Consider the following 14,371-nt stretch of genomic DNA (forward strand, 5'->3'; position numbering starts at 1 on the left):
TCATGAGAAAAACAATTGCTTTGTTGCTACTTATTGTAATCTTTACTAATTGCTCTACGACTAAAACAGCAACAAAAAGTATAACTTCTGAAGACTATTTCAAAACCATTACAACCGAAAGTTTACGTACTAATTTAACTGTAATAGCTTCTGACGAAATGCAAGGAAGAGACACTGGTAGTGAAGGTCAAAAAAAAGCAGGTCGTTATATGATTGATTTCTATAAAAGTCATGGCATTAGTTTCCCAAAAGGAGCCACCGATTATTACCAACATATTCCTGCAGCCTATTTAAACGCCAAATACAATGAAAATTTAAACGACTCCGAAAACATTTGGGCCTTCATAGAAGGATCTGAGAAACCAAATGAAATTGTAGTAGTTTCAGCTCACTATGATCATGTTGGAGTAAAAAAGGGAGAAATCTACAATGGTGCTGATGATGACGGTTCAGGAACAGTAGCCATTATGGAAATAGCCGCTGCATTTCAAAAAGCTAAAAATGAAGGTCACGGACCAAAACGTTCTATTTTAATTCTTCACATGACAGGAGAAGAGCACGGTTTACATGGCTCAAGGTATTATTCTGAAAACCCTTTGTTCCCTTTAACTAATACTGTTGCCGATGTCAATATTGATATGATTGGCCGTCGCGATGATTTTCATAAAGAAAGTAATAACTACGTCTACGTTATAGGTTCCGATTATTTGTCTACCGATTTGTTTAATGTTTGTGAAGACGTCAATAAAAAATACAACTTCTTTTCTTTGGATTATAAATACAATGATAAAAATGATCCTAATAAATTTTATTATCGTTCAGACCATTACAACTTTGCCAAATATGGGATTCCTGTCGTATTCCTTTTCAACGGAACTCATGCCGATTACCACAAGCCTACAGATGAAGTAAACAAAATAGAATTTGATACGCTTACTAAAAGAGCCCAATATGGTTTTGCTATTGCTTGGGAAATTGCCAACAGAAAAGATAAATTAGTAGTAGATAAAAAAGATAATCCATAACGTTAAAAACAAAAAAAGTCCTGAATTATCAGGACTTTTTACTTAAGGGTGGCTGACCGGGTTCGAACCGGCGACCCTCGGCACCACAAACCAATACTCTAACCAGCTGAGCTACAACCACCATTTTTAACGAGTGCAAATATATTATAATTCTTTTCTTTTGACAAGAAAAAAATTAAAAAGTTATTTTAAATCACTTAAGCTATTGACTGCCAAATATCTTTCTACAGTGAAACCTTCAGCATGTTCTACCCCTACTAACCTTCCGAAATCTTGAGAACGATAATGGATACTTTCCAAGAAGTTTTTAGTAGCAATTGGCGTTACGGGTTCCTTCGAATTTTCAGAATAAAACTGAGAAGCATACGCTAAAATAGCATCTGTTTTTTGATCAAGAAATCCAGTAATATCTACTACAAAATCAGGTTCAATATTTTCCCACTGTAAATAATGATACACTACTTTTGGTCGCCAAGCTTCTTGATTATTACCATCAAATGTGGTTTCAATTTTTCGCAAACCTGATAAAAAACAAGCATCCGAAACTAATTTACTCCCTTTACCATGATCAATATGACGGTCACGTATGGCATTACAAAGCACTATTTCAGGCTTATATTTTCTAATCATCTTAATGATTTCTATCTGGTGCGCTTCATCGTTTACAAAAAAACCATCACGCATATTTAGATTTTCACGAACCGAAATCCCTAATATTTCTGCAGCCAAACTAGACTCAGAATCCCGAATTTCAACAGACCCCCGAGTACCTAATTCACCTCTTGTCAAATCAATAATCCCCACTTTTTTTCCAAGCGAAACCTCTTTGGCAATAGTACCACTACAACCTAATTCAACATCATCTGGATGCGCACCAAAAGCCAATATATCTAATTTCATATTTTATTATTTGTTAGTAACTGTCAAAATTATCAGTTATCAATTATCAGTTTATAATCTTTTTCATAGTCATCGATTTGTTGACGCTTTCCAAATATTCCCGCTCAGGAATACTGTCTTTTGTAATGCCACAACCAATAAACAATTGGGCTTTGTCTTTGATAATTTTCATACAACGCAAATTAACAAACAAATCTGTATGCAAGGTCCTAAAAGTAACAAAATCAATATTTAACTCTCCTAAAAAACCCGAATAATATTCTCTATTATAGCCTTCATTTTCTATTATAAAATCTTTTGCCGCTTGCTTGGGCAATCCACAAACCGCCGAAGTGGGATGTAAAGCGTAGATTAATTTTTTAATACTTTTATTCGATTTTAATTTGGCGGAAATATCCGTTTTGATATGCCACAAATTTCCAGCTCTTAATGAATACGGACTAGAAATAGTAATTTCTTTAACCAACCCTTCTAAACCTTCCACAATAAAATCGGTTACCATTTGTTGCTCCGTTTTCTCCTTTTCTTCCCAAACCACATTTTTTGCTTTTGAGGCTAATTGTGTTCCAGCAAGCGCCACTGTTTTAATTGTAGTGCCTTGAGCATTTAAAAATTGTTCTGGAGAGGCTCCTATCCAAGTACCAATTTTAGGATGAAAAAAACAATATTTAAATGCATTAGAATAATAATGAATCATTTTCCTCATAGTATTCTCTATGTCAAAATTAGGAACAGCAACTTCTTCCTTTCTGGATATAACGACTTTTGAGAATTGATTTTGAAGAATAGCATTGACCCCTTTGGCTACAACTTCTTCAAAAAAATCTTTTCCCGTAGAATCTGTTGAATCGGTAGTTTCTGTTTCAAAAAAATAATCAATTGAAGTAACATTGTCGATATATACGTTTGCATGTTCCAAGGGAATATAAGGAACTTCATCAGCATCAAATGGGGCTAAAACAAACCCTTTTTCTTCAAAAGTTTCTAAAAAATAAAGATGGTCATTTTTTTGAAAAACACCAACAATCTTATCCGAATTGGGTTTGCAAAACAACACATAAGGTAGTTTTTGTTCTTGATGTGTTTTAACTTTTATGAATAAATCGGTCATTATCTTCGAGGTAAAATCATGTTAGTCAACTTGCAAAGCGAAACCAATTTTCCTTCTTCATCCGTAATTTTAATTTCCCAAAGATGAATACTTCTGCCTTTATGAATAATTTTAGCGGTACAATAAACAGTTCCTTCTCTTTTACTTCTTAAGTGATTCGCCGAAATTTCAATTCCTCTAACTTCTTGTTTTTCTGTATTAATAAACAGAAAGGAAGCTGCACTTCCAACACTTTCTGCTAAGGCAACTGTAGCGCCTCCATGAAGCAATCCCATAGGTTGATGTACTCTTGGATTAACAGGCATTTTTGCAGTTAAGTAATCTTCGCCTGCATCAATGTATTCAATTTCTAAAGTATCCATCAAAGTATTTTTGCACCAATCATTACAAAGTTGGAGCATTTTTTCTTTATCAAATGACATAGCTTTTTTTTGTAAAAATAAGACTTATTTACAAGAATCTAAAAACCAAATGGGATGGAATTAACTACATTTAACAATAAATTTGGTTTTTCAACGTTATAGTGGTAAGATTTTTAAATTTTCAAATTAATACTTACATTTACCAAAATTCATAGTACCAATGCGTAAACTCGTTATTCTTTTTTTTGTTGGTTTAGCCATTACCCTTAGTTCTTGTCGTCAAGATTTTGTTTTTGAAGCTAGTAAAGGGAATTTAACTTTTTCAAGAGACACCATCTATTTAGATACCGTTTTTACCAATATCGGCTCTAGCACCTACACTTTGAAAGTGTATAACAAAAGTAATACAGATATCAAAATTCCAACCATTCAACTAGGTAAAGGACAAGCTTCAAAATACAGAATGACTGTTGACGGAATGACCGGAGACAACAACAGGATTTTCCATGACGTGGAATTATTGGCTAAAGACAGCATGTATATTTTCGTAGAAACTACGGCCGGAATTGCAGACGCCAATCCAACGGATTTCCTTTATACCGACCAAATTCAGTTTGACAGTGGAGCTAATTTCCAAAAAGTAGAATTGGTAACACTTATTCAAGATGCTTATTTCATTTTCCCAAACAGAACCAATGGAATTATTGATCAAATTCCAATTGGCTATAATGAAGATGGTACTGTTCTAAGTACAAATGGAAGAAATCTAAGTCACTCTCATCCCGATAACGGAGATGAATATACTTTTAAAACAGACAAACCCTATGTCGTCTATGGTTACGCGAGTGTGCCCAATGGAGAAACTTTGACTATACCTGGTGGCGCTAGAGTACATTTTCATGCCAATTCTGGATTAGTAGTGCAAGAAGGAGGAAGTTTACATATTGAAGGTTCTCAGTCCACTTCTCCTACCCTATTAGAAAAAGAAGTCATCTTTGAAGGCGATCGTTTAGAACCCGATTTCTCTGATGTGCCAGGACAATGGGGAACAGTTTATCTAAGACAAGGAAGTACTAATCATAGCATTAAAAATTTAACCCTTAAAAATGCAGTCATCGGTTTATTGATTGAAAATAATTACGGAACACCAATGACCATTGAGAATACTCAAATTTACGATTGCTCCAATATTGGAATATTAGCAAGAGCTGCTCATGTTAGAGGAAAAAATATGGTTATTAACACGGCTGGTGTAGCCACTTTGGCTTGTACGCTTGGTGGTAATTATGAATTCAAACAGTGTACTTTCAATAACAATTGGTCTAGCTCTAAACAAGTAGCAGTAGTAATTGATAATTTTTATAAAGACGACACCAATACCGAACATCCTTATGTTTTAGAAAGCGCTGTATTTAAGAACTGCATAATTTTTGGTTCAAATCAAGTAGAACTCCTTTTAAATAAAAGTACTATAAGCCCAGATACTAATTGGACAGCACCCGTTTTTGCCAAATGCCAAATCCGATTTAATAATACGGCCAATCAATTTACCAATAATCCTGATTATGCTTTCATTAATGACGTGACAAACATTATAAAAAATGGAGACCCCGATTTTTTAAATATTAGCAAAAACAAACTGTTTATTGGAGCTGATTCAGATGCAAAAGGTTTTGGAGTAGATGTTGGAGTTGCTAATGATATTTTAGGGAATGCTAGAGTAGGTTCTTATGATTTAGGGGCTTATAATTGGATAACATTTCCCGCACCATCTGGAAAGAATTAATTTAAAAAGCCGTTTTTTGGTTTCATTTATTTAGCCTAAATTTGCGCTAACAACTACAACTAAAAACAACAACACAATGATTCATTTCTTCGGAAACGAAAGTACTACTGTTTTTGCCATTCAATCGCAAAACGAACTTTCAGCAGAAACTATCTCAAAACTAAATTGGCTTTTTGATAACGCAAATAAAATAGAAAAATCCGTCCTGACGGATTTTTTTATTGGCCCACGTGCCGCTATGGTGACCCCTTGGAGTACCAATGCTGTCGAGATAACCCAGAACATGGGCATAGAAGGCATTATCAGAATAGAAGAATTTGAAAAAGTTCCTGCTGATTTTACAGATTTTGATCCTATGCTTTCGCAAAAGTATAGCGAATTAAACCAAGACATTTTTACCATCAATATAAAACCAGAACCTATTCTAGAAATTGACGATATAGCCACTTATAACCAACAAGAAGGTTTAGCCTTGAGTTCAGAAGAAGTGAGTTATTTGAATGATGTTTCGAAAAAAATAGGCAGAAAACTAACCGATTCTGAAGTATTTGGTTTCTCTCAAGTGAATTCAGAACATTGCCGTCACAAAATTTTTAATGGAACCTTTGTCATTGACGGTCAAGAAAAAGAAACCTCTCTTTTCAAATTAATCAAAAAGACATCAGCAGAAAATCCTAACGATATCGTTTCTGCTTATAAAGATAATGTAGCTTTTATCAAAGGACCAAGAGTTACTCAATTTGCGCCAAAAAGTGCTGACAAACCCGATTTCTATGAAACCAAAGAATTTGATTCTGTCATTTCCTTAAAAGCCGAAACGCATAATTTCCCAACAACCGTAGAACCTTTTAATGGAGCCGCAACAGGTTCTGGAGGTGAAATTCGCGATCGTTTAGCAGGAGGACAAGGTTCTTTACCATTAGCAGGAACTGCTGTTTATATGACATCTTATTCTCGATTAAACCAAAGTAGAGTTTGGGAAAACGGAATGATAGAAAGAAACTGGTTGTATCAAACGCCTATGGATATCCTAATCAAAGCTTCTAACGGAGCTTCTGATTTTGGAAACAAATTTGGACAACCCTTAATCACTGGTTCTATCCTAACTTTCGAACACGAAGAAGAAAACAGAAAACTCGGTTATGATAAAGTCATCATGCAAGCTGGTGGAATTGGATATGGAAAATTAGACCAATCCATCAAAAAGAAACCAACTCCTGGGGATAAAATTGTTATTCTTGGTGGAGAAAATTACAGAATTGGTATGGGAGGCGCCGCCGTTTCTTCTTCAGACACTGGTGCTTTTGGCTCCGGAATCGAATTAAACGCTATCCAACGTTCTAATCCCGAAATGCAAAAACGAGCGGCTAATGCTATTCGCGGTATGGTGGAAAGTGAAGTAAACCGTATTGTTTCCATACATGACCATGGTGCTGGTGGACATTTAAATTGTCTTTCTGAATTGGTAGAAGAAACCGGAGGTTTGATTGATTTAGATAAATTGCCAGTGGGAGACCCTACACTTTCAGCCAAAGAAATCATCGGCAACGAATCACAAGAAAGAATGGGATTAGTCATTGGTCAAAAAGATATTGATACCTTACAACGTATCGCTGACAGAGAACGTTCACCAATGTATCAAGTGGGTGAAGTCACGAATAACAATCGATTTACATTCAAAAGTAAATCTACTGGCGCTTCACCAATGGACTTCGCTTTAGAAGACATGTTTGGCAGTTCACCAAAAACGATTATGGCCGACAAAACCATAAAAAGAAATTATACAGATTTAGAATATATTCAAGAAAATATTCCAAGCTATTTAGAGCAAGTGTTACGTTTAGAAGCTGTAGCTTGTAAAGACTGGTTAACCAATAAAGTTGACCGTTGTGTAGGCGGAAAAGTAGCCAAACAACAATGCGTTGGTCCATTACAGCTACCTCTAAATAATGTTGGAGTAATGGCTTTAGATTTTAATGGCAAAGAAGGAATTGCAACCTCAATAGGACATTCCCCAATTTCAGCTTTAATCAATCCAACTGCGGGTAGCCGAAATGCTATTGGCGAAGCATTATCCAATATTATTTTCGCTCCTTTAAAAGACAATCTCAAAAGCGTTTCTCTTTCAGCCAACTGGATGTGGCCCTGCAAAAACGAAGGGGAAGACGCCCGCTTATATGAAGCCGTTCAAGCCTGTTCCGATTTTGCCATCGAATTAGGAATCAACATTCCAACAGGAAAAGATTCCTTATCCATGAAACAAAAATATCCGAATGACGAAGTGATTGCTCCGGGAACTATAATCATTTCTGCAGCAGGAAATTGTTCCAATATTACCAAAGTGGTGGAACCAGTACTGCAAAAAAACGGGGGGTCCATTTACTATATCAATCTGTCGCAAGATGATTTCAAATTGGGAGGAAGTTCCTTTGCTCAAGTTTTAAATAAAATTGGAAACGACACACCTACTATCAAAAATGCTGATTTCTTCAAACGAGCTTTCAACACCATTCAGAATTTAATTAAAGACCGACAAATAGTGGCTGGTCACGATATAGGAAGCGGTGGTTTGATTACTACTTTGTTAGAAATGTGTTTTGCAGATACTACTCTAGGAGCTAAAATCGATTTCAGTTCTTTTGAAGAAAAAGACTTAGTGAAAATTTTATTCTCAGAAAATATTGGGATAGTACTTCAGGCAAAAGACGATACTCTATTTGAAAAAACATTAAATGGAATGGAGTTCTTCAAAATAGGAACTGTGATTGAAAGCAATTCATTAGAAATCAAAATCAACTCTGGAATTACAACTTACAACATCCAGCAATTAAGAGACATTTGGTTCGAAACTTCCTATCTACTCGATCAAAAACAAACCAAAAACAACAAAGCCAAAGAACGCTTTGAGAATTTCAAAAACCAATCTTTAAATTATAAATTTCCAGAACATTTTTCAGGTATAAAACCAATAATTGACAACTCAAAACCTCGCCCAAAAGCTGCCATCATTCGTGAAAAAGGCAGTAATTCCGAGCGGGAAATGGCAAATGCAATGTACTTAGCGGGATTTGATGTAAAAGATGTTCACATGACTGATTTAATCTCGGGTCGCGAAACGTTAGAAGAAATTCAGTTCATAGGAGCTGTTGGTGGTTTTTCTAACTCTGATGTATTAGGTTCTGCTAAAGGTTGGGCTGGCGCTTTCAAATACAACGAAAAAGCGAACACGGCATTGAAAAAGTTCTTCCAAAGAGAAGATACGCTTTCAGTCGGAATCTGTAATGGATGTCAATTGTTCATGGAATTAGAGTTAATCAATCCGGAACACGAAATTCATGGCAAAATGAAGCACAACGATTCACATAAACATGAAAGTATATTTACTTCCGTAAAAGTTCAGGAAAACGACTCTATTATGCTGAAATCACTAGCTGGAACAACTCTTGGGGTTTGGGTATCACACGGAGAAGGAAAATTCCATTTGCCAGAGCCAGAAAATCAATATAACATTGTAGCCAAATATGCCTACGAAGGTTACCCAGCTAATCCAAATGGCTCTGATTATAATACCGCTATGCTTTGTGATACAACTGGTAGACATTTAGTAATGATGCCGCATATCGAACGCTCGACTTTTCCGTGGAATTGGGCTCATTATCCAACAGATAAAAAAGACGAAGTATCGCCTTGGTTAGAAGCATTTGTTAATGCAAGATTGTGGATTGATAACAGATAAAATTAATAGTATGAAATCAAAAAAATTACTTCTAATTGCTTTATTATTTACAGTAAATAGCTTCTCTCAAAACTGGGATAAAATCGAAGCTAAAGATGGCATGCATTACATTTCACATTATATGAATAATATCAATCTAGATATCCTAGGTAAATATTTATTTGAAGGACAAGAACCTGTGGTGGAACTTAATGAATTCGGAGCTGGGTTTTATCAGCTTCACGATCAGCCCAAAAGACCGATGATATGGGGTTTAGAATGTGATGAATCGGGAGCCCTAAAATATAAAAAAGGATTTGACAATGCTAAGTATATACTTTGGTACCAATACACTACAAAACAAGAAGGCGATACGGAAGAGGACAGTAATTGGAAATCCGTAGAATTTACTATTCATTTCAGTTCAAAAAAAATGTTCATTCAAGGAGAACGAAGCAAAGACTACAAGGAAACAACTAAAAAATAATTTTTCTTGAATTCCCTATAATAAAATAAAGCTCCTGAAATTCAGGAGCTTTTTCATTTTCTTAAAATCGATACCCTAAGGTAGCCTGATACCACATATTTTTATAACGCGGTGTGGTAGAAGTGCCATCTCCATTATTATTGGTTACATCCCAACCTGCTCTAACACCAATGACGATATGATCTAGATTAAAATCGGCTCCTCCAGTTAAACAGAAAGTATTTTTTCTAAAATTATCATTACTAAAATCCTGTTGTTGGGTAGAGGAAATGGTTCCTCCTTTAAAATCATCTTTTTGTTTTAGCAAATAAGAAAATTGTGGACCAAATAACACCGAAACACTTTCTATAGGTTTAAAGGAAACCAAAAGTGGAATATCTATATAGTCAGTAGTTCTGGTCATTTCATAAGTACTACCAGCAAATGTCCCAGTTGATTTAAATCCTTTTTGGGAGAATAAAACTTCTGGTTGAATACCAATATACTTTCCCAATATAGGAATAGAGATAAAACCTCCTACAGCTAATCCAAACTTAGCATCAGCAACAAAATCTTGCCCTTCTGAATCATATACATTAGATAAATTAACCCCTCCTTTTAATCCAAAAAATAAATTTTCTCGATTATCGGTAGTTGTTGTTGATGTGGACTCATTTTGAGCAATAGCATTTGTTGTTGCTATTGTAATTAATGCGATTACTAAGATTCCTTTTTTCATTGTTTTTGTTTTTAAATTATACATCCAATTTTTGGACGGTTTTCATACTCTAATTTGAATAAGAATAACTGTATAAAATTCAGCATAATCTCAATGAAACCAATTACACAACTCTATTTATAAGTTATATAATTTCTCTTTTGAATTTCCACTCAATTGGTTTTATAGTAAGAACAAGACGGCCAATATCCATTAAAAAATATTTAGAAACATGGGCGTGCCCCTTCGGGTCGGGCTGTCCACAGTACACGGTACTCGCTCCCATCCCTCACGCAATAGTCATAAAACAAGACATCCTATTAAACCAAATATCAACTCCCATCAGACGATATTTAACTTACATAAGAAGATATTTAACTTCCATCAAAGGATATTTGACTTCCATCAGAAGATATTTGACTTCCATCAGAGAATATTTAACTTCCATCAGAGAATATTTAACTTCCATCGGAAGATATTTGACTTACATTGGAAGATATTTAACTTACATCGGAAGATATTCGACTTACATCGGAAGATATTTAACCTACATCAGACGATATTTGACTTCTATCGGAAGATATTCAACCTACATCAGAAGATATTCGACTTACGCCGAAAGATATTTAACTTACATCGGAAGATATTCGACTTACATCGGAAGATATTTAACCTACATCAGACGATATTTGACTTCTATCGGAAGATATTCAACCTACATCAGAAGATATTCGACTTACGCCGAAAGATATTTAACTTACATCGAAAGAATATTGGCTCTCCACGTCAGTTCGAGTGATTTCGATGCAATCGGAATTATATCGAGAACCTTTGATAGTAAGAGGAGGACTGCCAGTGGCAGTCAGGTACCCGAACTTCAGTTCGCCAATAACTATAAACAAAAAACCCTATCCAAATAAATGAATAGGGTTTCTAAAAAAAGATTTGAAATTAAAAGGAGGACTGCCAGTGGCAGTCAGGTACGCGAACTTCAGTTCGCCAATAACTTAACTTCTCTGTTCGACTATCTTTAATTAATTTTTTCTAAAAATTTATATAAAACAAAAAACCCCATCCGTTAGGATAGGGTTTCTAAAAAAAGGCAGCGACATACTCTCCCACATAACTGCAGTACCATCTGCGCAGTCGGACTTAACTTCTCTGTTCGAGATGGGAAGAGGTGAGCCCCGACGCAATAACCACCTTAAAAGGTTTTGCAAAGGTGATTGACTTAATCAATCAACATTACACAATATCTTAACATACTGAGATAAAGAAATAACAATTTTCAAGTAACAAAGAGTGCTGCGCCTCTTTCGAGGCGCAAGCGTGTACATAAGCTTACGGGTTATTAGTACTACTCGACTATGACATTACTGCCTTTACATCTATAGCCTATCAACGTGGTCATCTTCCACGACCCTTAAAAGAAATCTCATCTTGTGGTGGGTTTCGCGCTTATATGCTTTCAGCGCTTATCCCTTCCAAACGTAGCTACTCTGCGGTGCTCCTGGCGGAACAACAGATACACCAGAGGTTTGTCCAATTCGGTCCTCTCGTACTAGAATCAGATCCACTCAAATTTCTTGCGCCCACAATAGATAGAGACCGAACTGTCTCACGACGTTCTGAACCCAGCTCGCGTGCCACTTTAATGGGCGAACAGCCCAACCCTTGGGACCTTCTCCAGCCCCAGGATGTGACGAGCCGACATCGAGGTGCCAAACCCCCCGTCGATATGAGCTCTTGGGGGAGATCAGCCTGTTATCCCCGGCGTACCTTTTATCCTTTGAGCGATGGCCCTTCCATGCGGAACCACCGGATCACTATGCTCTACTTTCGTACCTGATCGACCTGTATGTCTCTCAGTCAAGCTCCCTTATGCCATTGCACTCTACGCACGGTTACCAAGCGTGCTGAGGGAACCTTTAGAAGCCTCCGTTACTCTTTTGGAGGCGACCACCCCAGTCAAACTACCCACCAAGCAATGTCCCCCACATACGCGGGGTTAGACCTCAGATAAGCAAAGGGTGGTATTTCAACAATGACTCCACAACGCCTAGCGACGCCACTTCATAGTCTCCCACCTATCCTACACATCACTTATCCAAGACCAATACTAAGCTATAGTAAAGGTGCACAGGGTCTTTTCGTCCCATTGCGGGTAATCGGCATCTTCACCGATACTACAATTTCACCGAGCTCATGGCTGAGACAGTGTCCAGATCGTTACACCATTCGTGCAGGTCGGAACTTACCCGACAAGGAATTTCGCTACCTTAGGACCGTTATAGTTACGGCCGCCGTTTACTGGGGCTTCAATTCAATGCTTCTCCGAAGATAACATCTCCTCTTAACCTTCCAGCACCGGGCAGGTGTCAGGCCCTATACCTCATCTTACGATTTTGCAGAGCCCTGTGTTTTTGATAAACAGTCGCCTGGACCTTTTCACTGCGGCCAGCATTGCTGCTGGCGACCTTTCTCCCGAAGTTACAGGTCTATTTTGCCTAATTCCTTAGCCATGAATCTCTCGAGCACCTTAGGATTCTCTCCTCGACTACCTGTGTCGGTTTACGGTACGGGTACTGTTAATCTAAGTTTAGAGGTTTTTCTTGGAAGCCCTTAGGCGCACTATCACTTTGTCCGAAGACTCCGTGTACTATCGTATTTCCCCAAAAGCCGTGGATTTGCCTGCGGCTCTTATAGGTAGGTACTTTAACGAACTATTCCGTCAGTTCGCGGCGCTTTCATCACTCCGTCACCCCATCACAATTAACAGTAGTACGGGAATATTAACCCGTTGGCCATCGACTGTTCCTTTCGGATTCGCCTTAGGACCCGACTAACCCTCAGCTGATTAGCATAGCTGAGGAAACCTTAGTCTTTCGGTGTGCGGGTTTCTCGCCCGCATTATCGTTACTTATGCCTACATTTTCTTTTCTAACCAGTCCAGCATGCCTTACGACACACCTTCAACCCTGTTAGAATGCTCCCCTACCACTTATACTTACGTATAAATCCATAGCTTCGGTAATATGCTTATGCCCGATTATTATCCATGCTCGTCCGCTCGACTAGTGAGCTGTTACGCACTCTTTAAATGAATGGCTGCTTCCAAGCCAACATCCTAGCTGTCTGGGCAGACAAACCTCGTTTTTTCAACTTAGCATATATTTGGGGACCTTAGCTGATGGTCTGGGTTCTTTCCCTCTCGGACATGGACCTTAGCACCCATGCCCTCACTGCAAGTAAACATTATATAGCATTCGGAGTTTGTCAGGAATTGGTAGGCGGTGAAGCCCCCGCATCCAATCAGTAGCTCTACCTCTATATAACTTTAACACTTGCGCTGCACCTAAATGCATTTCGGGGAGTACGAGCTATTTCCGAGTTTGATTGGCCTTTCACCCCTACCCACAGGTCATCCGAAGACTTTTCAACGTCAACCGGTTCGGACCTCCACTATGTGTTACCACAGCTTCATCCTGCCCATGGGTAGATCACACGGTTTCGCGTCTAACACTACTGACTAAAGCGCCCTATTCAGACTCGCTTTCGCTACGGATCCGGTACTTAATACCTTAACCTTGCCAGCAACGTTAACTCGTAGGCTCATTATGCAAAAGGCACGCCGTCACCCCACGAAAGGGCTCCGACCGCTTGTAAGCGTATGGTTTCAGGATCTATTTCACTCCGTTATTCACGGTTCTTTTCACCTTTCCCTCACGGTACTGGTTCACTATCGGTCTCTCAGGAGTATTTAGCCTTAGCGGATGGTCCCGCCAAATTCAGACAGGGTTTCACGTGCCCCGCCCTACTCAGGATACCACTATCCTTATCTTCTCTTACTTATACGGGACTATCACCCTCTTCGGTTAACCTTTCCAGGTTATTCTAATTCAATCCGCAAGAAATGTCGTGGTCCTACAACCCCAAAATTGCCGTAACAACTTTGGTTTGGGCTAATCCGCGTTCGCTCGCCACTACTTACGGAATCACTTTTGTTTTCTTCTCCTCCGCCTACTTAGATGTTTCAGTTCAGCGGGTTTGCTCTCCTATCGGAGTGACATGTCTTCAACATGCCGGGTTGCCCCATTCAGGTATCTACGGATCAATTCGTGTGTGCCAATCCCCGTAGCTTTTCGCAGCTTATCACGCCTTTCTTCGCCTCTGAGAGCCTAGGCATCCCCCATACGCCCTTATTTTGCTTATTGTACTTTTGCTTCTACACATTACTGCATAGAGAGCGTGTTCTTTCTACTTTGTTATTATTTTCTTATCTCAATAT

Annotated in this window: 9 protein-coding genes, 1 tRNA gene and 2 rRNA genes; 5 read left to right on the plus strand and 7 right to left on the minus strand. The window is 38.0% G+C overall.

What is annotated here, in order from left to right; all coding sequences use genetic code 11:
- The first annotated feature begins 2 nt into the window (after positions 1-2).
- Entirely contained in the window at positions 3-1,025 is a 1,023-nt protein-coding gene (locus OLM53_RS05790) for a M28 family metallopeptidase (RefSeq protein ID WP_264522097.1), read from the plus strand.
- A gap of 47 nt (positions 1,026-1,072) precedes the next feature.
- Here OLM53_RS05790 and OLM53_RS05795 read toward each other — a convergent pair.
- The 4 genes from OLM53_RS05795 to OLM53_RS05810 all read right to left on the minus strand — a co-directional run bounded on the left by OLM53_RS05795 (position 1,073) and on the right by OLM53_RS05810 (position 3,458).
- Positions 1,073-1,146, minus strand: a tRNA-His gene (locus tag OLM53_RS05795).
- Positions 1,147-1,208: 62 nt separating this feature from the next.
- Positions 1,209-1,925: a bacillithiol biosynthesis deacetylase BshB1 gene (bshB1, locus tag OLM53_RS05800; protein WP_264522098.1), complete on the minus strand. Its 717-nt coding sequence runs from the start codon at positions 1,923-1,925 to the stop codon at positions 1,209-1,211.
- Between the two features lie 46 nt (positions 1,926-1,971).
- The gene (locus OLM53_RS05805; protein WP_264522099.1) at positions 1,972-3,036 is read right to left on the minus strand and encodes a chorismate-binding protein; all 1,065 of its coding nucleotides are present in this window, start codon (positions 3,034-3,036) and stop codon (positions 1,972-1,974) included.
- Positions 3,036-3,458 carry a PaaI family thioesterase gene (locus OLM53_RS05810; RefSeq protein WP_264522100.1) on the minus strand — a complete coding sequence of 141 codons (423 nt, stop codon included), beginning with the start codon at positions 3,456-3,458 and terminating at the stop codon, positions 3,036-3,038. The genes OLM53_RS05805 and OLM53_RS05810 overlap by 1 nt, the downstream gene beginning before the upstream one ends.
- A 160-nt stretch (positions 3,459-3,618) precedes the next feature.
- Here OLM53_RS05810 and OLM53_RS05815 point away from each other — a divergent pair, with 160 nt between their 5' ends.
- The 3 genes from OLM53_RS05815 (at position 3,619) to OLM53_RS05825 (ending at position 9,386) form a co-directional block, all read left to right on the plus strand.
- Entirely contained in the window at positions 3,619-5,184 is a 1,566-nt protein-coding gene (locus OLM53_RS05815; RefSeq protein WP_264522101.1) for a hypothetical protein, read from the plus strand.
- Between the two features lie 76 nt (positions 5,185-5,260).
- On the plus strand, positions 5,261-8,920 hold the full coding sequence (gene purL / locus OLM53_RS05820; protein ID WP_264522102.1) for a phosphoribosylformylglycinamidine synthase: 3,660 nt from the start codon (positions 5,261-5,263) through the stop codon (positions 8,918-8,920).
- Between the two features lie 10 nt (positions 8,921-8,930).
- Positions 8,931-9,386, plus strand: a complete 456-nt coding sequence (locus tag OLM53_RS05825) for a hypothetical protein (RefSeq protein ID WP_264522103.1) — start codon at positions 8,931-8,933, stop codon at positions 9,384-9,386.
- Positions 9,387-9,447: 61 nt separating this feature from the next.
- Here OLM53_RS05825 and OLM53_RS05830 read toward each other — a convergent pair whose 3' ends face one another.
- A complete protein-coding gene (locus tag OLM53_RS05830; RefSeq protein ID WP_264522104.1) occupies positions 9,448-10,104 on the minus strand; it encodes a porin family protein in 657 nt (218 codons plus the stop codon).
- Between the two features lie 374 nt (positions 10,105-10,478).
- Here OLM53_RS05830 and OLM53_RS05835 point away from each other — a divergent pair, with 374 nt between their 5' ends.
- Positions 10,479-11,003 (plus strand): hypothetical protein, encoded by a 525-nt coding sequence (locus tag OLM53_RS05835; RefSeq protein WP_264521799.1) that lies wholly within the window; start codon positions 10,479-10,481, stop codon positions 11,001-11,003.
- A 177-nt stretch (positions 11,004-11,180) separates the two neighbouring features.
- Here OLM53_RS05835 and rrf read toward each other — a convergent pair.
- Both rrf and OLM53_RS05845 read right to left on the minus strand, forming a co-directional pair.
- Positions 11,181-11,290: ribosomal RNA gene (gene rrf, locus OLM53_RS05840) — 5S ribosomal RNA — on the minus strand.
- A gap of 124 nt (positions 11,291-11,414) precedes the next feature.
- Positions 11,415-14,297: ribosomal RNA gene (locus tag OLM53_RS05845) — 23S ribosomal RNA — on the minus strand.
- Positions 14,298-14,371: the final 74 nt, after the last annotated feature.

It is taken from the genome of Flavobacterium sp. N1994 (genome assembly GCF_025947145.1).
Classification (GTDB): domain Bacteria; phylum Bacteroidota; class Bacteroidia; order Flavobacteriales; family Flavobacteriaceae; genus Flavobacterium.

Coding starts and splice junctions, on each gene's coding strand:
- OLM53_RS05790 (WP_264522097.1), top strand. CDS start 3: ATGAGAAAAACAATTGCTTTGTTGCTACTTATTGTAATCTTTACTAAT.
- bshB1 (WP_264522098.1), bottom strand. CDS start 1,925: ATGAAATTAGATATATTGGCTTTTGGTGCGCATCCAGATGATGTTGAA.
- OLM53_RS05805 (WP_264522099.1), bottom strand. CDS start 3,036: ATGACCGATTTATTCATAAAAGTTAAAACACATCAAGAACAAAAACTA.
- OLM53_RS05810 (WP_264522100.1), bottom strand. CDS start 3,458: ATGTCATTTGATAAAGAAAAAATGCTCCAACTTTGTAATGATTGGTGC.
- OLM53_RS05815 (WP_264522101.1), top strand. CDS start 3,619: ATGCGTAAACTCGTTATTCTTTTTTTTGTTGGTTTAGCCATTACCCTT.
- purL (WP_264522102.1), top strand. CDS start 5,261: ATGATTCATTTCTTCGGAAACGAAAGTACTACTGTTTTTGCCATTCAA.
- OLM53_RS05825 (WP_264522103.1), top strand. CDS start 8,931: ATGAAATCAAAAAAATTACTTCTAATTGCTTTATTATTTACAGTAAAT.
- OLM53_RS05830 (WP_264522104.1), bottom strand. CDS start 10,104: ATGAAAAAAGGAATCTTAGTAATCGCATTAATTACAATAGCAACAACA.